This window comes from Pseudomonas sp. NFACC05-1 (assembly GCF_900100135.1).
GTDB lineage: Bacteria > Pseudomonadota > Gammaproteobacteria > Pseudomonadales > Pseudomonadaceae > Aquipseudomonas > Aquipseudomonas fluorescens_Q.
Window position 1 is genome coordinate 13,681 of sequence record NZ_FMTR01000001.1, and the last position, 21,268, is coordinate 34,948.

20 protein-coding genes and 2 pseudogenes are annotated in these 21,268 nt (G+C 60.0%); 14 read left to right on the forward strand and 8 right to left on the reverse strand.

What is annotated here, in order from left to right; all coding sequences use genetic code 11:
* Positions 1-59: 59 nt before the first annotated feature.
* The gene (locus tag BLO97_RS00090) at positions 60-659 is read right to left on the reverse strand and encodes a putative adenosine monophosphate-protein transferase Fic (RefSeq protein WP_092223851.1); all 600 of its coding nucleotides are present in this window, start codon (positions 657-659) and stop codon (positions 60-62) included.
* Positions 659-829, reverse strand: coding sequence for a YhfG family protein (locus tag BLO97_RS00095; protein ID WP_092344353.1), 171 nt, complete (start codon positions 827-829; stop codon positions 659-661). Before BLO97_RS00095 ends, BLO97_RS00090 begins: the two co-directional genes overlap by 1 nt.
* A 508-nt stretch (positions 830-1,337) precedes the next feature.
* Between BLO97_RS00095 and BLO97_RS00100 the strand changes: the two genes are divergently transcribed.
* From BLO97_RS00100 to BLO97_RS00110, 3 genes are all read left to right on the forward strand, one after another.
* The gene (locus tag BLO97_RS00100) at positions 1,338-1,613 is read left to right on the forward strand and encodes a hypothetical protein (RefSeq protein WP_013692639.1); all 276 of its coding nucleotides are present in this window, start codon (positions 1,338-1,340) and stop codon (positions 1,611-1,613) included.
* 292 nt (positions 1,614-1,905) lie between these two features.
* Entirely contained in the window at positions 1,906-2,193 is a 288-nt protein-coding gene (locus tag BLO97_RS00105) for a metal-sensing transcriptional repressor (RefSeq protein ID WP_053183374.1), read from the forward strand.
* A gap of 7 nt (positions 2,194-2,200) precedes the next feature.
* Complete coding sequence (locus BLO97_RS00110; protein WP_092344355.1) at positions 2,201-3,037, forward strand: nickel/cobalt efflux protein RcnA; 837 nt, start codon at positions 2,201-2,203, stop codon at positions 3,035-3,037.
* A 10-nt stretch (positions 3,038-3,047) separates the two neighbouring features.
* On the opposite strand, the gene BLO97_RS00115 is transcribed toward BLO97_RS00110, so the two are convergent.
* Positions 3,048-3,995, reverse strand: coding sequence for a LysR substrate-binding domain-containing protein (locus tag BLO97_RS00115; RefSeq protein WP_092223855.1), 948 nt, complete (start codon positions 3,993-3,995; stop codon positions 3,048-3,050).
* A gap of 184 nt (positions 3,996-4,179) precedes the next feature.
* On the opposite strand from BLO97_RS00115, the gene BLO97_RS00120 reads away from it, so the two are divergent.
* Both BLO97_RS00120 and BLO97_RS00125 read left to right on the forward strand, forming a co-directional pair.
* Positions 4,180-5,475, forward strand: coding sequence for a dicarboxylate/amino acid:cation symporter (locus BLO97_RS00120; protein WP_072346540.1), 1,296 nt, complete (start codon positions 4,180-4,182; stop codon positions 5,473-5,475).
* Between the two features lie 10 nt (positions 5,476-5,485).
* A complete protein-coding gene (locus BLO97_RS00125) occupies positions 5,486-7,000 on the forward strand; it encodes a cysteate racemase (protein ID WP_092223857.1) in 1,515 nt (504 codons plus the stop codon).
* Between the two features lie 143 nt (positions 7,001-7,143).
* On the opposite strand, the pseudogene BLO97_RS00130 reads toward BLO97_RS00125, so the two are convergent.
* Positions 7,144-7,329: pseudogene (locus BLO97_RS00130) on the reverse strand (helix-turn-helix domain-containing protein); the annotation flags it as partial.
* Here BLO97_RS00130 and BLO97_RS32070 point away from each other — a divergent pair.
* Positions 7,295-7,606 (forward strand): annotated as a pseudogene (locus BLO97_RS32070) (winged helix-turn-helix transcriptional regulator). The pseudogenes BLO97_RS00130 and BLO97_RS32070 sit on opposite strands and share 35 nt — an antisense overlap.
* 30 nt (positions 7,607-7,636) lie before the next feature.
* Here the strand turns inward: BLO97_RS32070 and BLO97_RS00140 are convergent.
* Positions 7,637-8,125: a hypothetical protein gene (locus BLO97_RS00140; protein ID WP_092145379.1), complete on the reverse strand. Its 489-nt coding sequence runs from the start codon at positions 8,123-8,125 to the stop codon at positions 7,637-7,639.
* Between the two features lie 99 nt (positions 8,126-8,224).
* On the opposite strand from BLO97_RS00140, the gene arsN2 reads away from it, so the two are divergent.
* A complete protein-coding gene (gene arsN2 / locus BLO97_RS00145) occupies positions 8,225-8,692 on the forward strand; it encodes an arsenic resistance N-acetyltransferase ArsN2 (protein WP_256571493.1) in 468 nt (155 codons plus the stop codon).
* Here arsN2 and chrA read toward each other — a convergent pair.
* Positions 8,689-10,047 carry a chromate efflux transporter gene (chrA, locus tag BLO97_RS00150; RefSeq protein ID WP_092145381.1) on the reverse strand — a complete coding sequence of 453 codons (1,359 nt, stop codon included), beginning with the start codon at positions 10,045-10,047 and terminating at the stop codon, positions 8,689-8,691. The two genes, arsN2 and chrA, sit on opposite strands and share 4 nt — an antisense overlap.
* 179 nt (positions 10,048-10,226) lie before the next feature.
* Between chrA and BLO97_RS00155 the strand changes: the two genes are divergently transcribed.
* The 6 genes from BLO97_RS00155 to BLO97_RS00180 all read left to right on the forward strand — a co-directional run bounded on the left by BLO97_RS00155 (position 10,227) and on the right by BLO97_RS00180 (position 19,026).
* Positions 10,227-10,886, forward strand: coding sequence for a ribonuclease T2 family protein (locus BLO97_RS00155; RefSeq protein ID WP_092223860.1), 660 nt, complete (start codon positions 10,227-10,229; stop codon positions 10,884-10,886).
* A gap of 335 nt (positions 10,887-11,221) precedes the next feature.
* On the forward strand, positions 11,222-12,793 hold the full coding sequence (locus tag BLO97_RS00160) for a sensor domain-containing diguanylate cyclase (protein WP_092223862.1): 1,572 nt from the start codon (positions 11,222-11,224) through the stop codon (positions 12,791-12,793).
* A 205-nt stretch (positions 12,794-12,998) separates the two neighbouring features.
* Positions 12,999-15,575: a bifunctional diguanylate cyclase/phosphodiesterase gene (locus tag BLO97_RS00165; protein WP_092344357.1), complete on the forward strand. Its 2,577-nt coding sequence runs from the start codon at positions 12,999-13,001 to the stop codon at positions 15,573-15,575.
* A 69-nt stretch (positions 15,576-15,644) separates the two neighbouring features.
* Complete coding sequence (gene xth, locus BLO97_RS00170) at positions 15,645-16,439, forward strand: exodeoxyribonuclease III (protein ID WP_063322144.1); 795 nt, start codon at positions 15,645-15,647, stop codon at positions 16,437-16,439.
* Between the two features lie 117 nt (positions 16,440-16,556).
* Positions 16,557-17,381, forward strand: a complete 825-nt coding sequence (locus tag BLO97_RS00175) for an arylamine N-acetyltransferase family protein (protein WP_092223865.1) — start codon at positions 16,557-16,559, stop codon at positions 17,379-17,381.
* Positions 17,382-17,505: 124 nt separating this feature from the next.
* Positions 17,506-19,026: a nucleobase:cation symporter-2 family protein gene (locus BLO97_RS00180; protein WP_092145391.1), complete on the forward strand. Its 1,521-nt coding sequence runs from the start codon at positions 17,506-17,508 to the stop codon at positions 19,024-19,026.
* 110 nt (positions 19,027-19,136) lie between these two features.
* On the opposite strand, the gene BLO97_RS00185 is transcribed toward BLO97_RS00180, so the two are convergent.
* On the reverse strand, positions 19,137-19,487 hold the full coding sequence (locus tag BLO97_RS00185) for a hypothetical protein (protein WP_063322141.1): 351 nt from the start codon (positions 19,485-19,487) through the stop codon (positions 19,137-19,139).
* Positions 19,488-19,747: 260 nt separating this feature from the next.
* Between BLO97_RS00185 and BLO97_RS00190 the strand changes: the two genes are divergently transcribed.
* Positions 19,748-20,569 carry a shikimate 5-dehydrogenase gene (locus BLO97_RS00190; protein WP_092223869.1) on the forward strand — a complete coding sequence of 274 codons (822 nt, stop codon included), beginning with the start codon at positions 19,748-19,750 and terminating at the stop codon, positions 20,567-20,569.
* A 6-nt stretch (positions 20,570-20,575) separates the two neighbouring features.
* Here the strand turns inward: BLO97_RS00190 and BLO97_RS00195 are convergent, their stop codons facing one another.
* A complete protein-coding gene (locus BLO97_RS00195) occupies positions 20,576-21,223 on the reverse strand; it encodes a YceH family protein (RefSeq protein ID WP_092145395.1) in 648 nt (215 codons plus the stop codon).
* Positions 21,224-21,268: the final 45 nt, after the last annotated feature.

The following is a 21,268-nucleotide window of genomic DNA, read 5'->3' on the forward strand; positions in this document are numbered from 1 at the left end:
ACTGTATCACTTGGCGAAATAAACCGTAAGGCGGTGAGCGAGGGAATAACGTTGTACGGTCAAGCTTGAATCGCCTGCCCGATACATTTCTCAAAAACCTGCTCCATAGGCCCCATGACGCCGTTATAAGCCGCAATGTTGGCAAAGATCCACTCGTCCTTCTCAATCCCCCACCAACTGATTTCAAACCCGGCATTCATGATGAGGTGTTCAAACAGGATGCGTTGCGCACGACCGTTGCCTTCGCGGAAGGGGTGTACGACGTTGATGTCGGAATAGGCCTCTGCAACGGCGACGATCAGCTCAGCCCGCTCCATGCCCTCGAACCAGTTGGCCGCCGCCATGTGCATGAAGATCTTGTTGGCCTCCGCTTGCATGTACTGGGGTTGGCAAAAGCGGGTGGCTTGTTTGGACATGCCAACGGTGCGCAGCTCTCCGGCCCATTCGAACAGGTCCGAAAAGAGGATTCGATGAATGTTCTGAAGGTAGGCCAGGCTGTAGGGAGGAGGGCTGAATTCGACGTTGTCCGCTGCGATGGCCGAGAGCTGTTGTTCGGCTTCGCTTAGGGTCGGTTCGTCACGGATATCGAGTTTGTTGCGAAGGACCGTGGAGCCGGGGTAGCAGTAAGCGTCTTCACCGACTCCATATTTGTCAGCCATCAGGTTCTGGTCTGGGTGAAGGCCTTCAAGACTTCTTCACGCGTTGGCATTTTGCGTTCGCCGTCCGCGAAGGTCACTTTGAAGCCCTCCAGACGGAGGCTGGCCGCGTAGTTGGATCTACGCGTCCTGGCGGCATAGGCCTTTTTGGTTTCAAGGCTGATATTGCCCATGGGCTGGACCTCAAATCGCGCTGGTGAGCGGATTATAGCCCATCCCGTTGGCATGGCCTATTTGCGGCTCGGGTGAAGGCCGTTGGGTGCTCATTCGTTTCGAGATTTGTCCTTGTCGCCCCTAGCAGCGCAGCCCAATCCATCGCCGGACATCCCCATCGGAAATTTCCCTCAAGTTGTGTCGCTCCCCGCTGACTGTCCACCCAATGACCTCGTGCGCTAAGTTTCATCCGTCGCTGCAAATTCAGCGGCAGGGTGTGGAAGCCCTAATGCCTGGGATTTTTTCAATTAATCCTGAGATCGTCCAATGAAAAAAGGTACAGCTATTGCTTTAAAACTGTGTTCGCAAGGCACGCATCATCTCAACCTCATCCAATCTGTGTTCCATTACATCAATTACCACCTCCTGCTCAATCTACGAATTCCGACCCCGGATTCGGTCCTTCATCAGTGGCATCCCTATCTTCAACCCAGCACTGACCTCCCATCCCCGCAGGAGTAACCCCTCATGTCCCGTTACATGCCCATCACCGGTATCGAAAACAATTTCCACGCGCTCTTGATCGACACAGAAGCACCGTTGGACGTGCTGCACGACACCGCCGCTTACCGCATCGCCGCTGTCACTCAGTTGCTGGAAAACCTCGCCATGCGTTCTGACATTAGTACGGACGCCGTGATACTCCATGATTTCGCCCAAGTGCTAGCGATCCCCCTGCGCGACGGGTGTGATTTGCTGGATGTGATTGGGCGGCGATTGCAGGCGCAGGTATTGGCGTCGTAAGGGAAGTGGGCGACCTCACGAGGTCGCCTGCACTGTCTTGCTCATCACCCTGTGCAGTTTGCAATCCTGTCGGAGCGAGCTTGCTCGCGATAGCGGTGGGTCAGTTGATGGCGATGTTGGATATGTTGCCGTCATCGCGAGCAAGCCCGCTCCCACAGGGTTTGGTGGTTACACAAATGTTGCGTACACCCTCGCTCCCACAGGTTGATCTGCGTTTCGATGGGTTTGCTTATATCCCCCCTGGGGGGATAGGATGGCGAGCGTAAATTCATCGAAACCCAGGGCTCAAACCATGACTGAGCACGACCACGAACATCCCCACCAAAGCCATGCGGCGATCATCAAGCGTCTCAAGCGCGCGGACGGTCATTTGCGCAGCATTATCACGATGATCGAAGAGGGCCGTGAGTGCGTGGATATCGCCCAGCAGTTGCATGCGGTGGAGAAAGCGGTGTGCCAAGCCAAGCGGACGTTGATCCAGGATCACATCGATCACTGCCTGGAGGACACCGTTTCGTCGTTGAATAAAGGCGAGCGCGCGCCGCTGGAAGCCTTCAAACAAATCACCAAGTACCTCTAGGCCTGACATGCCCAATTTTGCTGAACTGCTGCAACAGGGGGGCACGCACGCCTGGCTGTATTTCCCCAGCGCTATCTTGCTGGGCGCCTTGCATGGCCTGGAGCCTGGTCATTCGAAAACCATGATGGCGGCGTTTATCGTGGCGATTCGGGGCTCGGTCAAACAGGCAGTGTTGCTAGGCCTGGCGGCGACGCTGTCCCACACCGTCGTGGTGTGGCTGGTCGCCCTCGGCGGCATGTACCTGGGCCAGGGGTTGGACGCTGAAACCACCGAGCCTTATTTCCAACTGGCATCTGCTGCGCTGATCGTTGCCATCGCGCTGTGGATGCTGTGGCGTACCTGGCGTGGCGAGCGGATGTTCAGGCTCCAGCAGGGACATGACCACCACCATCATCACGATCACCACCACGAACATGACAACGGGCATCCCGAACCCAAAGGCCTGGCGCTGTCGCTGGAGGGCTATCAGGATGCCCACGAGCAGGCACATGCCAACGATATCCGTAAGCGCTTCAACAATCGGCAGGTCACCACCGGCCAGATCATCGTGTTCGGCCTGACGGGCGGGCTCATTCCTTGCCCCGCGGCCATTACCGTGCTGCTGCTGTGCCTGCAAGTCAAAGAGGTCGCGCTGGGTGGCCTGCTCGTCCTGTGCTTCAGCATCGGCCTGGCGATTACCTTGGTGACCGTGGGGGCTGCGGCGGCCATTGGTGCACGGCAGGCTTCCAATCGCTGGCCTTGGCTGGGCACCGTTGCTCGCCGGGCACCTTACTTGTCCAGTGTATTGATCATCGGCGTCGGTCTCTACGTGGGCATCCACGGCTGGATCGGCTTGAACGCGTAGCCTCCACCGATCAGTTCGCACCTTCTGACGTAGTGGGTGCGTTGCCCGGCCGCTGCAGCGAAGCGCCTTCCAGGGTTTTCCACAGCTTACGCATCGTTGGGTTGCGATTGGCAATCGCACAGTACGAGCGAATCTCCAATCGCGTGCTCCATTGCTCGCTACCGGCCCGCACCAACAGTCCACGCTCCAACTCGTCGGCCACTGCACTCTGCGGCAGCCAGGCCACGCCGTAGCCCTCGATGGCCATGCGCATCAGTAGCATCGCCATGTCCGCTTCATAACAGCGTTCCAGGGTGATCGGTTCAGGGCCGTTGTTGATGACGATGTCCGCGACGCGCCCCAGGAACGTCGTTGCCGTGTAGGCCAGGTAGGGCACCGGTTTGCCGGCGCGGTCGGGCAGGCGGAACAGCGGTTCGCCCTTGCGGTTGGGCGCGCACAAGGGGATGAACGCATCGTGGCCGAGCACCAGGCTGCCAAAACGCTCGGGGTCCAGCAGGATGGGGGCAAGCGGATGGTGATAGACCATCATCAAGTCGCAACTGCCTTCCTCCAGTGCAATGACGGCGTCATGAATATTGGCGGCCACCACCCGGGCGTTGAACTGTTCGTTGTGTTGCTGGAACTGCGAGAGCCACTTGGGCAGGAAGGTCATCGACAGGCTGTGGCCGGCGGTGATCTGGATCGAGCGTCCGGGCATTCGTTCCACGTCGCGCAGTGTCGAGCGCAACCTCAGTAGTCCGGCGAGGGCCTCTCGGCTTTCATCGCAGAAGGTGACTCCCGCGGGGGTGAGCTGGACAGGGTAGGTGCCCCGGTCCACCAGCTTGACGCCCACCCATTCCTCGAGTGAGCGGATACGCCGGGACAAGGCCGATTGCGTCACGCAACGAACCTCGGCGGCGCGGGAGAAGTTTTTCCATTCGCCAATCGCCTGAAGATCATCCAGCCATTTGAGTTGCATATCGAGAAACTCCCCCTGTGAGAGCGCGATTTTACTGCGCAATCTCCCGGCATAGCGCGGCCTTTCGCTAACTATTCCAAAAGCGCATGGGGTTAGCTGGATTACTCATCATCTCTGCGAATCGGCTCCTTAGAATCGATCCTGCCAAGTAAAAAAACTCCAAGAACTACTTGAGGACAGCTCCGTGAAGAAGAATAAGCTCCCACGTCGAATTGCCATGGGCATTGCCCTGGGCGTACTTGTTGGTTGGGCGTGTCACCATTTCGCAGGGAGCGAGCAAAGTGCCAAAGAGATCGCCAGTTACTTCTCGATGGTCACTGATATTTTCCTGCGCATGATCAAGATGATCATCGCGCCGCTGGTTTTTGCGACGCTGGTCGGTGGTATCGCTAGCATGGGTAGTTCCCGTTCCGTCGGCAGGATCGGGGCCCGGGCGATGGCCTGGTTTGTCACCGCCTCGGTCGTCTCGCTGCTGATCGGCATGGGGCTAGTCAACCTGTTTCAACCCGGTGCCGGGCTGAACATGGACGTGGCCCAGCACGCAACGGCGGCCGTGCCGGTCAACACCGGCGACTTCAGTCTCAAGGCGTTCATCGGTCATGTGTTTCCGCGCAGCATTGCCGAAGCGATGGCCAACAACGAGATCCTGCAGATCGTGGTGTTCTCGCTGTTCTTCGGCTTTGCACTGGCCGGCGTGAAACGGGCGGGTTACACCCGGATCACCGATTGCATCGAAGAACTGGCGAAGGTGATGTTCAAGATCACCGACTACGTGATGGCGTTTGCGCCGATTGGGGTGTTTGCCGCGATCGCCTCGGCCATTACCACCCAGGGGCTTGGCCTGCTGGTGGATTACGGCAAGCTGATTGCTGAGTTCTACCTGGGAATCCTGATTCTCTGGGCGCTGCTGTTCGGTGCCGGTTACCTGTTCCTTGGTCGCTCGGTTTTCCACCTCGGCAAGCTCATCCGCGAACCGATTCTCCTGGCCTTTTCCACCGCCAGCAGCGAGTCCGCCTACCCGAAGACCATCGAGGCACTGGAGAAATTTGGTGCGCCCAAACGCGTGTCCAGTTTCGTGTTGCCCCTCGGTTACTCGTTCAACCTCGACGGTTCCATGATGTATCAGGCGTTCGCCATCCTGTTTATCGCCCAGGCCTACAACATTGATTTGAGTTTCACGCAGCAGTTGCTGATTCTTCTGACGCTGATGGTCACCAGCAAGGGCATGGCCGGTGTCGCGCGGGCTTCGGTGGTTGTGGTCGCGGCCACGTTGCCGATGTTCAATCTTCCCGAGGCGGGGCTGCTGTTGATCATCGGCATCGACCAGTTCCTCGACATGGCCCGTACCGCCACCAACGTGGTGGGTAACAGCATTGCGACGGCGGTTGTCGCCAAGTCCGAACCCCACGAAGAGGCCGACGAGGACGAGGGCGCAGGTGCCCCGGTTCGGTCGCGATCCGAGCCGGTGCCGGTGGCTTGAGGATACGTTCATGAAGGCTAAAGCGAAGTCGAGTCACAAGGCTTCTGTGGTGCGCAAGTTGGGCATCGTCGGTGGGCTTGGGTCTCTGGCCGGGGGCGATCTGTTCTTCAAGTTGGTCAAGTCCCGGGCGGTGCTCGAGGATCAGGGGCGCTACCATTTCCTGTTCGAACAGCACCCGTTCAAGGACGTGCTGCTGCCGCTGGACCAGGGCGCGAGCATGACGTCGCGCAAGTTTTATGTGTTCCAGGTGTGCAAGTCGTTCGAGGACAGTGGCTTCGATGCGGTGATGCTCCCATGCTTCGCCAGTCATACCTTTCGCGCTGAAATCGAGGAGGAACTGGGCATTCCCGTGCTGGACATGATGGCCGCCTTGACCCGGCACGTCAGCCACACGGTGCCGCCCCAGGCGACGTTGGGGGTGATCGCCTCCGACTTCGTGTGCCATTGCGGATTGTTCGAGCGATATTTTGGGAAAGACTTCCGGATTGTTTACCCCGACGCAGACGCTCAAGTGGGGTTGATGGAGGCGATGTACGGCCTCAACGGCATCAAGGACGGTCATCTCGAAGGCGTGCCGCTTGAGGCGGTCTATCGGGCGTGTCTCTCATTGCAGACCCAGGGTGCGACGGTGATTCTGCCCGGCATGACCGAGCTGTCCCTGGTTTGTGCCGATTTGCAGCGTCGCGGGATCACCGTGCTGGACATCAATGAGATCTACGCCGACTTCGCGACACTGGACCCGCAGCCCAGGCGCCCACCTTTCAAGCTGGGCATCGTGGGAGGTGTCGGGCCTGCCGCCACAGTGGATTTCATGGCCAAGGTGGTGGCCAATACCCCGGCGGGAAAGGACCAGGACCACATCAAGATGGTGGTCGAGCAAAACCCGCAGATACCGGATCGGACGGCCAGCCTGCTGCGTGATGAAACCGACCCGACGATGGCGATGTATGCCACCTGCAAACGCCTCGAAAGTGCTGGCGCCAATGCCATTGCGATTCCCTGCAACACCGCCCATGCCTTCGTCGAGCGGATCCAGGCCCACCTGAGGGTGCCTATCGTGAACATGTTGAGTGAGACGGTGGAGTGGATCGCGCGGACCTATGGTTCGGGCAAGGCGATTGGCCTGCTGGCGACTTCCGGTACGGTGCAGAGCCAGGTCTATCACCAGGCGGCGCGCCATGCCGGGCTCCAGGTCCTCACGCCAGGTGTCGATTACCAGGCGATGGTCATGGACGCCATCTACGGACCGCGGGGTATCAAGGCTGGCTTCACACAAGGGCTCTGCAAAGAGCAACTGTTGCTGGCGGCCGAGCATCTGTGCGAGCTGGGGGCCGGGGTGTTGATCCTGGGGTGTACGGAGTTGCCGCTGGTGCTGGCGCATTGCGATGCGTTCGATATCAATGGGCACAGGGTGGCGCTGGTTGATCCGACGATGATTCTGGCGTTGAAGTGTGTGACGTTGGCGCAGAGGGCTGAAAAGCCGATGAGCGTTCTGAAAACGTCGAAGGATATTGCTGCTATCTGACGGTTGAAATTTGGCTCTTGTGGCGAGGGAGCTTGCTCCCGCTTGAGTGCGAAGCGCTCACAAAAGGGGCTGCTACGCAGCCCAGCGGGAGCAAGCTCCCTCGCCACAATGAGTCAGGCCACAATAAGTCAAACCTGAATCTATCAAACCACCTTGGTGTGGTTGGCCGGCCCACGCAACGCCGCAATGTCCCGCTTGGGCGGCACACCAAACAAACGGGCGTATTCGCGGCTGAACTGGGAAGGGCTTTCATAACCCACCTTGAAGGCCGCACTCGCCACGTCCACGTGCTCATTGAGCATCAAGCGTTTTGCTTCGTTCAACCGCAGCCTGCTCAATCAACGGATCTACCGCTTTGGGGAACTGCGAAAGGCCATTCCCGGCATCACGCAATACATGTTGACGGCGCAACTTCGCGAACTGGAAAGAGATGGCCTGGTGTCTCGCGCTGTGTTCGCAGAAGTGCCGCCGCGGGTGGAATACGAAATCACGCAAAGACCCGAGGGCTTGGGCCGACGATGGAGGCGTTGACGACCTGGGGCGGAATATGGCAACAGCGTGCCTGTGAAGGGGACCTCGCGCGGACGCAAAGCCAAAGACCGTTGAAAGGGCGACCTCAAGGGTCGCCCATTTGCGTTAAAGCCCCAGGCCTTGCTCTACCAGCGCGAGCAAGGTGTCCTCGTCCAGCATGGCGGGTTCTGGACGCGGTTGTTCGCTCAGGCGCAGTGCCTGGATATGCCAGAGCGATTCACCATGTTCGCCAAGTTTGCGTACGATGCAGTGTTCCTGCCCCTTCATATGAACTTCAATACATCCCTCTCCCTTGGACGAGAAACGTGCAATGGGGTCGAATGAAATGCGGTGATGATTGCCTTCGATCACCAGTTGATCGATGGCGTAGCTGTACGTCGAACCGCTGGAATGACTTTCAAATACATGGGTGGGGTTGCGCCGAATGTCCAGGCCGGCCTCGCACACGGGCGCCAGCCAGATTTCGATCTGGCGATACAGTTCGTAGACCTGGGCGGGCCAGTGTTCGATCGCCAGGTCGGCGCAATTGTCGGTATCCGCGCGGGTTTGCTGGGTTTTCCTCAGTTTGGCCGCTAGCTCGTCTGCCTTGCTCATGTCGATTCCCTGTCGTGATGATAGGTTGAGCTTAGCTGATGGGCTGGGGGGTTCATTTGCGCTGGGTCATGGGGTGGTGTGTTGTTGAGTTTCGGTGCGATGACGATCACCGGAACAATTTACGAGGAGCAAGTCATGCACATGAGAATACTGAGCAACAACGACCTGGGACCTTTGCGCGATGCGCTCACCCTGGCCGGTCTACCCATCGACGATCTGGCGTATCCCGGTCGACAGTTCTTCAGCTTCAGCGACCAAGATGTTGTTGTGGCGTTTGGTGGCATCGAGGGGGAGGGGGCTGACCGGTTGCTGCGCTCGCTGGTTGTCCTCGAGGGGCAGCGGGGGAAGGGCGTTGGCGCGGCGGTGTTGGCCGCTATCGAGGCGTTTGCAAAACGTGAGGGTGTAGAGCAGCTCCATCTGCTGACTGACAGTGCCGCCGCGTTTTTTACCAGCCAGGGCTATCAGGCGCGGGACCGATCGCTGGCGCCTGCTTCGATCGGTGCGACGGCCCAATTCAAAACCTTGTGCCCGGCTTCGGCGACCTACCTGGGCAAACGTCTCGTCTAGCGCAGCAAGTGCACCGCCAGCCCAGCCAGCCCGCACGCGATCAACACCTGGATCACCCCCAGCTTGTAGCGAAACAGCGCAACGGCCGCTGCGATTGCGATGATTGCCGACGGCCAGTCCAGGGCACCTGCAAAACCATTGGGCCAGAGTACGTGGTAACCGAAGAAGCACGCCAGGTTGAGGATCACCCCGACCACCGCCGCGGTGATCGCAGTCAGCGGCGCGGTGAATTTCAGCGCGTTGTGCGTCGACTCCACCAACGGGCCGCCGGCCAGGATGAACAGGAATGAGGGCAGGAACGTGAACCAGGTCACCAGCGTGGCCGCGACGGCCCCGGCGAGAAACGCCTGTTCGGGACCGAACACCTGCATCACGTAGCCTCCGACGAAACCGACGAAGGCCACGACCATGATCAGCGGCCCGGGCGTGGTTTCGCCCAGGGCCAGGCCGTCGATCATTTGTGTCGGTGTCAGCCAGCCGAAGTGGCCGACGGCACCCTGGTACACGTAGGGTAAAACCGCATAGGCACCGCCGAACGTCAACAATGCAGCCTTGGTGAAAAACCAGGCCATTTGCGTCAGCGTGCCTTCCCAGCCGAACACCGCGGTCAGCAGGCCCATTGGCAACGCCCACAGCAGGGCACCGATGATCGACAGCCGGGCGAGCCTGAAAGCGCTGAACCGGACGTGCTCCGGGGGCGGGGTGTCATCGTCGATCAATGCCGGGCCGAAGGATTGGTGCTTGTCATCGTGGCCGCCCAGGCTGAATTTTTCCGGTACCCAGCGACCCCCCAGGTAACCGATGACGGCGGCACCCAGCACGATCAGCGGGAAGGGCACGTTGAAGGCGAATATCGCGGTGAACGACGCCGCAGCGATCGCCCACAGCCAATTGTTCTTGAGTGCGCGGGAGCCGATCCGGTGGGCGGCATGCGCCACGATTGCCGTTACCGCTGGCTTGATGCCGTAGAAAATGCCCGCCACCACCGGCACTTCGCCAAAGGCGACATACAACCAGGACAAGGTGATGAGGATGAACAGTGAAGGCAGTACGAACAATGCCCCGGCGATGATCCCGCCCCAACCGCGGTGCATCAGCCAGCCCAGGTAGGTGGCCAGTTGCTGGGCTTCTGGTCCCGGCAGCAACATGCAGTAATTGAGGGCATGCAGGAATCGTCGTTCGGAAATCCAGCGTCGGCGCTCCACCAACTCCTGGTGCATGATCGAGATCTGCCCCGCAGGGCCGCCGAAGCTGATGAAGCCTAGTTTGAGCCAGAACCAGAAGGCCACGCGCAGGCTGACGGCGTCGGGTCGGGTCAGGGGCTGTTCGTCATCGGTTCGGGTCGATTTGCTCATGGGCGACGGGGCACGTAAAAGTCAAAGGCGATCTACGTTATGGGGCGTTACGCAATTTAGATAGCCCCCCGGCAAGGTTTGCTTGTAAAAAACAGCCCTTCAGAGATTTGAAACACAAGGTTGGAACAATCATCGCCCGATCATCTTGCTTTCGCACAATCGCCCCAAGGAGTGGGTCAATGAAACAACGTCTTGCCATTGTCGTGCTGATGGTACTGACACTGGGTTCCATGGGCGCGGCGAATGCCCGCGAATCCGGCAATGCACGGGCGCAATCCGTGGCCGGGGTATTCGATTACTATTTGCTGGCGCTGTCCTGGTCGCCGACGTTTTGCCTGACTCACCAGAAGGATGCGCAGTGTTCCGGCAAGGGCTACGGCTTTGTGCTCCATGGCCTCTGGCCGCAATACACCCGGGGCGGCTGGCCGCAATCCTGTGCGCCCCAGGTGCCGTTGACGGCAGCGGAGCAGCAGAAGGGCCTGACCTTGTTTCCCACCCGCAAGTTGATGGCGCATGAATGGTCCAAGCACGGCACTTGCAGTGGCCTGGGCGCCATGGGCTACCTGGAGGTTGCCGACAAAGCCTTGGGCGCGGTGAAAATCCCACCGCAGCTGCAACCGCTCAACTCCTCGTATTATTTCGAGGCTGATGAAATCATCCGGCTGTTCCGCCAAAGCAATCCAGGCATTGCGTCCGACGGCATTGCGGTGATTTGCAGCGGACCTCAATTGTCGGAAGTGCGAGTGTGCATGGACAAGGACCTGGCGTTTGCCGCGTGTGGCAGGGGCGTCAGGACACAATGCCGGGCCGGGGAGATCCGGGTGCCCCCGGTACGGTGAGAGCCACAAACCTGGCCTGTGGCGAGGGGATTTATCCCCGTCGGGCGCGCAGCGGCCCCCAAAAAACCAGGCAACTCGGTGTGCCAGGAAGATTGAGTTCACTGCTTTAGGACTGCTGCGCAGCCCAGCGGGGATAAATCCCCTCGCCACGGGGAATTTCTTCGTTCTGAAGAGGGCATTTTTATCGGCTGGCAGGCGGTTTTTTGGATCCACTGCAGCCACCCATCGGCTCTGCTGCACAGGCAAATTGCCGCCTCACAAGCGGTAGGCTAAGCTCACGAATATTGGGGGCTTTGAGCGAATTCGCTCATGTTTTGCCCCCTTCAGGAATTCGCTTGCCTATCCCTATTCTCGATCCTTTCCATGCCCCTGGCGGTGCCTTGAAGCGCCTGCCGTTGCTCAAGGCAGCGGTGACGTTTATCGCGGCGGTGTGCCTGTGCTTGTGCGGTTTGCTTTACCTGCAGCTGGAACAGTCCCGCAGCCACGATCTGGAGTCGGCCCGCGTCGCTTCGGCGACCCTTACCCGGGCCATGGCCCAGCAGGCCCAGGACACCTTTCTCCAAGCTGATCTGGTGTTGGCCAGCCTGGCGGATTGGATCCAGGTCGATGGCTATGGTCCCGCCGTACAGCCGCGCTTGCAGCAAACCTTTGCCCGACGTGTGCAATCGCTTGAGCAGTTGCATGGCCTGTTCCTGTTCGACAAGCACGGCCACTGGGTGGTGACCTCTTTTGACAACCTGCACAGGGGCGCAGGGGTGGCGGATCGGGAGTATTTTACTTTCCACGAACAGAATGCCTCCTTGATCGCTCATATCGGCCCGGCAATCCGCAGCCGGCAAAACGGCGAGTGGATCATTCCCGTTTCCCGACGTTTGAACGATCAGGATGGCAACTTCCAAGGCGTGTTGATGGCCGGCATCAAAATGTCGTACTTCGACCGATTTTTCAGGAGCTTCAGTCTGGATGATCAAGGCGAGATGGCCCTGGCCTTGTCTGACGGGACACTGTTGGCGCGTCGCCCTTTCGATCAGGCGCGAATCGGTCATCCGCTGGGTGAAGAGAATATCTTCAAGCATGACGCGGCAAGCGTGATGGCCAGCGATGCAATCATCCGATCAGCCATCGATGGCGTCGTCAGGCTGTATGGGCACCAACATTTACAGGCTTATCCGCTGGTGGTCAGTGCCGCGGTGTCCGAAGAAGCGATCCTGTTGGGGTGGCATGACAGGGCTTTCCAATCCAGTCTGATTGTCGGCCTGGTGGTGCTGGGCATTTGCTTGTTCGGCTGGGTATTCGTGCGCCAGGTACGTAACAGCGAACGGATCGAGGCTGACTTGCGCAAGGCTCAGGAAGCGTTGGAGCTGATTGCCACCCATGACAGCCTCACCGGGCTGGCGAACCGGCGTCTGTTCGAACGGGCCTTGGACGTCGAATTCGGGCGGGGCGCCCGTCAGCGCAGTCCCTTGAGCCTGATCATGCTCGATATCGATTTCTTCAAGCGCTACAACGACGCCTATGGGCACGTGGCCGGGGACCATTGCCTGGCGGAAGTGGCCAAGGTGCTCAAGGGCTGTTGCCATCGCAAGGCCGATCTGGCGGTGCGGTATGGCGGCGAAGAGTTTGCGGTTTTGTTGCCCGACACCAATCTTTCGGGGGCCATGGCGTTGGCCGAACAGATCCGCCGCAGCGTCATCGACAAGCACATCATCCATTCCGGCTCTCCGACCGGTTACCTCACGGTGAGCCTGGGCTGCTATGCCTTTGTGCCCAGCAGCCTGGACAGCATCGAAGTCTTCATCCAGCGGGCCGATGCGGCGCTTTACCAGGCCAAGTACAGCGGCCGCAACCGTGTGGCGGTGCTATCGACGGAAGGTGGGCTCGATACACTGGCGCGCTCGGATCGTTGAGATCGGTTGGAATCATCGGCAACGTGCCACGGTCCATTGTTCAGACACTGCGCTGGTGCCATAGACGAGGTGTGTAGGTTCTTTCGCAAAAAACCGTGGGCTCGCCAAATGATCAGGCAGCGGGTGCTAAGGTTGGGAGCATGACTGGCCGCGGATCCTCACCGTTCTCGATCGGAGCCAGCGTTGACAGGACAGGAGCAGATCAATGGATTCCGCTGCCGATACCCCTTCAAACACTGCGCGCCACACACCGATTACCCGTCGCCTGGTGGTGGCGGTCGGGGCACTATTTGTCCTGGGCGTTCTGGTGGCGGTTGCCGCGTTGTTCAATATTGCGCAAAAGCTGGACGCGGAGGATGTGCGCAAGACGCATTTCTATATCGAGCGTGCCCTCGAAAATCGCATTACCGCTTCGAAAAACTACATTGCCAGTTATGCCTACTGGACCACGGGCTACGAGCGCCTCAACGGTGAAGTCGATGTGCAATGGGCCTACGCCGAACAGAACATGGGCAAGACCCTGTTCACCAATGATGAATACGAGGGTGTGTTTGTCATTGATCGGCAACGCACCAAATATGCCGTGGTGCGCGGGCGCAATGTCCAAGGTGATGCCGCGATGTATATGAATGCATCGCTGACGGACCTGGTCGACCAGCTCCAGGCGCAGCCCGACCTGACGATGTCCATGACCCGCTACACCTTGTTCGAGGGCTGGCCGGCCATCATGACGGCTTCGGTGATCCTGCCCAACGACGAACGGCCCCAGGTCGAGTCCAAAGGCACCTCGGTCTTGCTGTTCGTCGACCAACTGACGCCGGTCAAGCTGCGCAAGTTGGGCAAGAGTTATGGCCTCACCGACTTGAATCTCAAGAAAGACACCGAGCTTGAGCCCGGCCAGCCGGCCGTGTCGCTGGACAGTACCGGTTTCAGCCTGGTGTCTCGCCTGGAGCGGCCGGGCCAGCAATTGCTCTGGTCCCTGTTGCCGCCGCTGGGTGGCGCGTTGCTGATTCTGGCATTGCTGACCGCTTACTTTTCTCGCTATGCGTTGCGCACGGCACGGCATGTGGACGCCAGTTACGACCGGCTGGAACAGTCGGCGCATGCCCTGGAGGCCAGCGAAGAGCGCTTCCGGGCCGTGGCCGAGGCGGCTTCCGACTGGATTTGGGAAATCGATGGGCAGCAACGCATCACTTACCTGTCGGGGCGTTTCAATACGGTCACCGGGTTTTCCGACCAGCAATGGCTGGGGCAGGACATCGAACAACTGCTGTATTGCGACACCACGCCGATTGCCCTCTGGCTGGGCAAGTTGACGGAGGAACAGAACGCCAGCAACTTGCGCTGTTCCTACCGTGATCATTCCGGGCAATTGCGTTTCTGCCGTGTATCGGCACGCCCGATCTTTAACAAGGCTCAGGTGGTGGGCTATCGCGGCACCGCCAGTGACATCACCGATGAAGTGGCGGCCCATGCCCAGGTCCAGCACCTGTCGATGCATGATGCACTGACCGGCCTGCCGAACCGTAACAAGCTGGCGCGACACCTCGATGATGCGCTGGTGGCCAAGGAGCATTCCGCGCCGCTGACCTTGCTGATGGTCGACCTGGACAACTTCAAGCCGATCAACGACTCCCTCGGCCACCCGGCCGGCGACGCGGTGTTGCTGGAAGTGGCCCAGCGACTGCGCGACTGCACCCGCGAGCAAGACCTGGTGGCCCGCCTGGGAGGGGACGAGTTCGTGGTAGTGCTCAATGGGATGGAGCACACCACTGAGATCGATCGATTCTGTGAGCGGCTGATCGACAGCCTGCAGCAGCCGATCCTCTACGAAACCCATTCGTTGCACATCGGCGCGAGCATTGGCATCGCTGTCAGCCGGCGCCAGGGGTATGTACCCGGAGAACTGATCCGCTGCGCCGACATTGCCTTGTACCAGGCCAAGTCCGAGGGCAAGAAAACCTGGTGCTATTTCGCTTCGCAGATGAACGATCAGATCCAGCATCGTCGCCAACTGGAGAGCGACCTGCGCCAGGCGGTGAAGAAAAACGAATTCGTCCTGCATTTCCAGCCGCGCTACACCGTCGATGGTCGGGAGATCGTGGCGGTCGAGGCGTTGGTTCGCTGGCAGCATCCGACCCAAGGCCTGTTGAGCCCCGACGCCTTTATTCCATTGGCCGAGCAAACCGACCTGATTGTCCCGCTTTCGCGATGGGTATTGCGCGAGGCCTGCGAAACCGCACTGACCTGGCCGGGAGAATTGATGGTCTCGGTCAACCTGTCACCGGCGCAGTTCGAGCGCAGCGATGTGGTGGAGGATGTGCGACAGGTGTTGATCGAAACCCGTTTCCCGGCGAGTCGCCTGGAACTGGAGATCACTGAAAACGTGATGCTCAACGACGTTGATGGCGCTCTGCAGGTCATGAATGCCCTGAAGGAACTGGGCGTGCGCTTGAACATGGACGATTTCGGTACCGGTTATTCGTCCCTCGGTTATCTGCGCACCTATCCATTCGATGGCATCAAGATCGACAAGCGCTTCATTGCTTCGATGAGCAACAGCAGCAATGACCGCGCCGTGGTGCAGGCGATCATCAACCTGGGCAAGGCCATGGGGCTGACGGTGACTGCCGAGGGCGTGGAAACCCTGGCCCAGCTCGGCTCACTGGGCTCGGACCAGTGCCACGAGGTGCAGGGTTACTTCCTCAGCCGGCCGATCGACAAGCAAGCCTTTGCACGCTTATTGGAGAGTGGCCTGCCCCTGCCGAAAACGGGTTCCTGAAAACCTGTTGCAACCACCCAGTCCGGTTGTCGGTCACAACTGTGACTGGGCATTTCGAGTTCTGGCGCTATGAAAAACCTTCGGATCGCGACCTTCAATATCAATGGCATCCGGGCCCGGCTGCCCAACCTGCTGGAATGGCTGGAGCGGGAAAAACCCGACATTGCCTGTTTGCAGGAGCTCAAGGCCGTGGACAATGATTTCCCGGCGGCGGAACTGGAGTCGGTGGGGTACGGGGCGATCTGGCATGGGCAGGCGTCCTGGAACGGCGTCGCGATCCTGGCCCGTGACGCGCAGCCGCTGGAGAGCCGCCGAGGCCTGCCTGGTGGGGATGACGACAGCCACAGTCGCTATCTGGAGGCGGCGGTGCATGGCGTGCTGGTGGGCTGCCTGTACCTGCCCAACGGCAATCCGCAGCCGGGTCCCAAGTTCGACTACAAACTGGCGTGGTTCGAACGGCTGATCGACTACGCCCAAGGGTTGCAGGCCAGCGATCACCCTGTGGTGCTGGCCGGTGACTACAACGTAGTTCCCACCGACATGGACATTTACAACCCGCGCTCCTGGCTCAAGGATGCGCTGTTGCAGCCAGAAAGCCGCGCGTGCTACCAGCGACTGCTGGACCAGGGCTGGACCGATTCGTTGCGCCACCTGTATCCAGATGAGCGGGTCTACACTTTCTGGGACTATTTCCGTCAGCACTGGCAGAAAAACTCCGGGCTGCGCATCGATCACCTGCTACTCAACCCGGCGGCCAGCGCGTACCTGAGCGAGGCCGGCGTGGACGCCTGGGTCCGGAACCAACCCCACCCCAGCGACCACGCGCCCACCTGGATCCGGCTGGCGTCACGCAAGCGGCGGTGACCAGGCGAGGCATCCCGGTCGATTGTTGTCTCTGTGAGGGGAATGCCTTATACCTGGCGCCCAACACCGGTGCGCTTGTCGTGAGCGTAGCGCCGACCCTGGAAAAGGACACCCCTCATGAGTCACCTCCAACTGAGCGACACGGCCCGCTATCTGCTGCGCCTGGGTTTCGACACCCCGCCAGCGCCGACCCTCGACACGTTGCGTCAACTGCAACGGCGCCATACCGCCGAGTTCCCTTTTGAAACCCTGTCGACGTTGCTGCGTCAACCCGTGCCCATCGACCTTGAATCGGTCGAACGAAAAGTGTTCGAACAAGGGCGCGGCGGCTATTGCTATGAACTCAACCAACTATTTTTTGCGCTGTTGCTGGAGTTGGGTTTCGACGCCCGCGGCATCACCGGGCGCGTGGTGATGAACGCGCCTGAAGGCTCTTGGGCTGCCCGGACCCACCGGTTGAGCCTGGTGACGTTAGACGGCGTGCGCTACATCACCGACGTCGGCTTTGGTGGCATGGTGCCCACTGCGCCGTTGCTGCTGGACAGCCGTGAGGCCCAAACCACCCCCCATGAGCTGTACCGCATCGAAACCCATGCGGACGGTTACCTGCTGCGCGCCAACGTCGACGACGAATGGCGGCCAATGTATCTGTTCGATCTGCAACGCCAGGAAGACATCGACTACACCCTCGGTAATTGGTACGTCAGCAGCCACCCGGAATCCCCGTTCATGGGCCGGTTGATGGTTGCACGCACCGGTGACGGGTTGCGCAAGACCTTGAACGGCAACAGCTACGCGGTGCACCGGATAGGGCAGCAGAGCGAACGCCGGGTGATCGCCGATGCCGATGAGTTGATTGACTTGCTCGAACAAGAGTTTGGCCTGCGCGTACCGCCGCGCGAGCTGTTGCGACCGGCGATTGTGAAGGTGCTCCAGCCATAAGAAGGCTGTTGGCCGGGGGTACCTGTTCCTGGGTAGGGCAACAAGTTGTATACAACTATATGGACATTTGTCCTGAATTTTGAATACAGTGTGCCCATAACAAAAAACAGGGAATCCCCGAACCATGAAAACGCCCCATGTTTCACTCCCACGGCCCGAGGACGAAAACCTTGGCGTCGGCGCGAATATGGCTTACGGCCTGCAACATGTGTTGACCATGTACGGCGGCATCGTCGCCGTGCCGTTGATCATCGGCCAGGCGGCCGGGCTCTCGCCCGCGGACATCGGTCTGTTGATTGCCGCGTCATTGTTCGCGGGGGGCATGGCAACGTTGCTGCAAACCCTCGGCCTGCCGTTTTTTGGCTGTCAATTGCCCTTGGTGCAGGGCGTATCGTTCTCGGGCGTGGCGACCATGGTGGCGATTGTCGGCAGCGGCGGGGAAGGCGGCTTTCAAGCCATCCTGGGCGCGGTGATCGCCGCGTCGCTGATTGGTTTGCTGATTACCCCGGTGTTTTCGCGCATTACCCGGTTCTTTCCGCCGTTGGTCACCGGCATCGTGATCACCACCATCGGCCTGACCCTGATGCCGGTAGCGGCGCGCTGGGCCATGGGTGGCAACAGCCATGCCGCTGATTTTGGCAGCATGGCCAATATCGGCCTGGCGGCGGTGACCCTGGTGCTGGTGCTATTGCTGAGCAAAATGGGCAGCGCAACCATCTCCCGGTTGTCGATTCTGTTGGCGATGGTCATTGGTACCGTCATCGCCGTGTTCCTTGGCATGGCGGACTTTTCATCGGTCAGCCAAGGCCCGATGTTCGGCTTCCCGACACCGTTCCATTTCGGCATGCCGACTTTCCACATCGCCGCGATCCTGTCGATGTGCATCGTGATCATGGTGACCCTGGTGGAAACCTCTGCCGACATCCTGGCGGTGGGCGAGATCATCGACACCAAGGTCGACTCCAGGCGCCTGGGTAACGGCTTGCGGGCTGACATGCTGTCGAGCATGATCGCGCCGATCTTCGGTTCCTTCACCCAAAGCGCCTTTGCCCAGAACGTCGGGCTGGTGGCCGTGACAGGAATCAAGAGCCGTTTCGTGGTGGCGACCGGTGGCGTGTTCCTGGTGGTACTCGGGCTGCTGCCGTTCATGGGCCGGGTGATCGCGGCGGTGCCGACCTCGGTGCTGGGCGGTGCCGGTATCGTGCTGTTCGGCACCGTGGCTGCCAGTGGCATCCGCACGCTGTCCAAAGTCGATTACCGGAATAACGTCAACCTGATCATCGTCGCCACCTCCATTGGTTTTGGCATGATTCCCATCGCCGCACCGAATTTCTATGACCATTTCCCGAGCTGGTTCGCGACCATTTTCCATTCGGGCATCAGTTCTTCGGCGATCATGGCGATCGCGCTGAACCTGGCGTTCAACCACTTCACCGCCGGTAACTCCGACCAGCAGTCGGTTTTCGCCGCCGGCACCGAGCGAGTGTTGCGCTATCAGGACCTGGCAGCGCTACGTGAAGGTGATTACTTCAGCGATGGCAAGCTGCACGACTGCGATGGCAACGAGATTCCCGTGGTGGCTGAGCCTGTTCACGGGGCGGCGGAGCATGCGCCGATCCGTCTGAAAAGCAGCGAGCACGTCTGACAATTCCCTGTGGCGAGGGAGCAAGCTCCCTCGCCACAGGGGTTATCCAGTGGACACGAAAAAGCCTGGGATCAATGATCACAGGCTTTTTTGTGCCGCCCGGGAGCCGGTTACCAGCGGCCGTAATGACCCCGGGGTGGGCCGTAGTAATAGCCCCGTGGTGGCCCGTAATACACCGGTGCCGGGCGATAGTAGATCGGTCGCTCTACATACACCGGCTGCGGCTGGTAGTAGACCGGTGGCGGGGCCTGGTAGTAGACCGGCTGCGGCTGGACATAGACCGGTTGCTGCACATACACCGGCCGATCACGGTTGATGATGGCTGAGCCAACGATGGCCGAACCGACGATGGCACCAAAAACGGCGGGCCCCTCCCAACCACCACGACCGTGGGCGGATGCCTGGCCGGTGACCGCGAGTGCCCCCATGAGCAGGGCGATGATGGGAAGTCTACGATTCATGGCTGTTCCTCGTTTCGGCCCCGGCGCCTGTGGTCTGCAACAGACCCGATGAGGGTCGCGGGGATACTTGCTATGACAGCGATTTTCTCAGGATTTGCAACGCCGTTGGGTAAATATTGTGTAAGGTCTGTAGCGCTTTTATTGACCGCGCCGGGTCATCCTGTGGCCTGAGATAGGGCCGGGCCTGGCGGTATCATCATCGAATAGACCTTTCGCGACGGCCCTTCCATCTGTCCGAAAGTGAATGCAAGGAGACACGCATGCAGATCAATCCCAACAAAGACACCCAACTGTGCATGTCGCTCTCGGGGCGTCCCGGAAACTTCGGCCTGCGTTTTCATAATCACCTGTATGAACAATTGGGCCTGAATTTCTATTACAAGGCGTTTAGCAGCCAGGATTTGCCTGGAGCCGTGGGCGGTATCCGTGCCCTGGGGATTCGTGGATGCGGTGTGTCGATGCCGTTCAAGGAAGCCTGCATTGCCCTGGTGGATGAGCTGGATCCTTCCGCCGCCGCGATCCAGTCGATCAATACGATCGTCAATACCAACGGCCATCTGAAGGCCTACAACACCGACTACATTGCCATCGCCCAGTTGTTACAAAGCCACGCGGTGCCCAAGGACTCGACCTTTGCCTTGCGCGGCAGCGGCGGCATGGCCAAGGCTGTGGCCAGTGCCTTGCGCGATGGGGGTTACCAGAACGGGCTGATCGTTGCCCGCAATGAAGCCGCGGGGCGAGCCCTGGCCGAGTCCCTGGGATATGAATGGCAAGCTGACCTGGGTACCCGGCGGCCGCAGATGCTGATCAACGTCACGCCGATCGGCATGACTGGCGGCCCGGAGGCCGATCAGTTGGCGTTTGAGCCCGAGACCATCGTCGCGGCCGAGACTGTGTTCGATGTCGTGGCGATCCCGTCGGAAACGCCACTGATCGTGCGCGCCCGCGCCGAAGGCAAGCGGGTCATCACCGGGCTGGAAGTCATTGCGATCCAGGCCCTGGAACAGTTCGTGCTGTACACCGGCGTGCGGCCCAACCTGGAGCAATTTGAAAAAGCCGTGACCTTCGCCCGGTCGGCGTAGGCACTGCTATTCCAGCCGCGACAGGCGTTCTTCCAGGGCTGCGATCCGGGCTTCGAGTTCTTCGATGCGCTCCAGCGAGACAGCGCCACCGGCTCCACGCTCCAATGGGTGCTGGCGGGCGGCGAGAATCGCTTCGATGTCCGCCGGATCGCCCATGGCGTGCACATAGCGGTCTTCGCGCTGGCCGGCCTGGCGTGGCACCAGCAGCGCCAGTCCCCGGGCGATCAGGCGCTCAAGCTGGTGCACCACTTGTTCGGCGTCTTCGAAGTCGTGCATCCGACCGCTGCGGGTCAGTAGCTCATTGACTGTTTGCGGGCCACGCAGGAACAGCAGGCCCATCAGGACCACCTGGGCTGGCACCAGCTCCAGGGCTTTGTCGACCCGATGTTCCCAGCGGTCGGCGCGGCTGCCCATCACCAGTTTGGTAAAGCCGCGACCTTCCAACGCCCGCAGGCTCTGGCCGACCTGGCCCGGGTTGAGGTTCATCACCGGTTCGCGGCTGGTTTTCTGGTTGCAGGCCAGTACCAGGGCGTTGAGCGTCAGCGGGTAGGTCTCAGGGTTGGTGGCCTGTTTTTCGACCAGCGCGCCGAGGATGCGGATTTCCGTGCTATTGAGCCGTGGTTCTTCAGCCTGCTGTTGTTCTTCGATGCTCATCGCGCGTTCCCTATGCTGTGGAAGCCGCCTAGCCTAATCCTTGCG

What these genes read in the sequence shown, in the direction of transcription:
- BLO97_RS00090 (WP_092223851.1), bottom strand. Translation starts at nt 659, where the DNA reads ATGGCTGACAAATATGGAGTCGGTGAAGACGCTTACTGCTACCCCGGC.
- BLO97_RS00095 (WP_092344353.1), bottom strand. Translation starts at nt 829, where the DNA reads ATGGGCAATATCAGCCTTGAAACCAAAAAGGCCTATGCCGCCAGGACG.
- BLO97_RS00100 (WP_013692639.1), top strand. Translation starts at nt 1,338, where the DNA reads ATGTCCCGTTACATGCCCATCACCGGTATCGAAAACAATTTCCACGCG.
- BLO97_RS00105 (WP_053183374.1), top strand. Translation starts at nt 1,906, where the DNA reads ATGACTGAGCACGACCACGAACATCCCCACCAAAGCCATGCGGCGATC.
- BLO97_RS00110 (WP_092344355.1), top strand. Translation starts at nt 2,201, where the DNA reads ATGCCCAATTTTGCTGAACTGCTGCAACAGGGGGGCACGCACGCCTGG.
- BLO97_RS00115 (WP_092223855.1), bottom strand. Translation starts at nt 3,995, where the DNA reads ATGCAACTCAAATGGCTGGATGATCTTCAGGCGATTGGCGAATGGAAA.
- BLO97_RS00125 (WP_092223857.1), top strand. Translation starts at nt 5,486, where the DNA reads ATGAAGGCTAAAGCGAAGTCGAGTCACAAGGCTTCTGTGGTGCGCAAG.
- BLO97_RS00140 (WP_092145379.1), bottom strand. Translation starts at nt 8,125, where the DNA reads ATGAGCAAGGCAGACGAGCTAGCGGCCAAACTGAGGAAAACCCAGCAA.
- arsN2 (WP_256571493.1), top strand. Translation starts at nt 8,225, where the DNA reads ATGACGATCACCGGAACAATTTACGAGGAGCAAGTCATGCACATGAGA.
- chrA (WP_092145381.1), bottom strand. Translation starts at nt 10,047, where the DNA reads ATGAGCAAATCGACCCGAACCGATGACGAACAGCCCCTGACCCGACCC.
- BLO97_RS00155 (WP_092223860.1), top strand. Translation starts at nt 10,227, where the DNA reads ATGAAACAACGTCTTGCCATTGTCGTGCTGATGGTACTGACACTGGGT.
- BLO97_RS00165 (WP_092344357.1), top strand. Translation starts at nt 12,999, where the DNA reads ATGGATTCCGCTGCCGATACCCCTTCAAACACTGCGCGCCACACACCG.
- xth (WP_063322144.1), top strand. Translation starts at nt 15,645, where the DNA reads ATGAAAAACCTTCGGATCGCGACCTTCAATATCAATGGCATCCGGGCC.
- BLO97_RS00175 (WP_092223865.1), top strand. Translation starts at nt 16,557, where the DNA reads ATGAGTCACCTCCAACTGAGCGACACGGCCCGCTATCTGCTGCGCCTG.
- BLO97_RS00180 (WP_092145391.1), top strand. Translation starts at nt 17,506, where the DNA reads ATGAAAACGCCCCATGTTTCACTCCCACGGCCCGAGGACGAAAACCTT.
- BLO97_RS00185 (WP_063322141.1), bottom strand. Translation starts at nt 19,487, where the DNA reads ATGAATCGTAGACTTCCCATCATCGCCCTGCTCATGGGGGCACTCGCG.
- BLO97_RS00190 (WP_092223869.1), top strand. Translation starts at nt 19,748, where the DNA reads ATGCAGATCAATCCCAACAAAGACACCCAACTGTGCATGTCGCTCTCG.
- BLO97_RS00195 (WP_092145395.1), bottom strand. Translation starts at nt 21,223, where the DNA reads ATGAGCATCGAAGAACAACAGCAGGCTGAAGAACCACGGCTCAATAGC.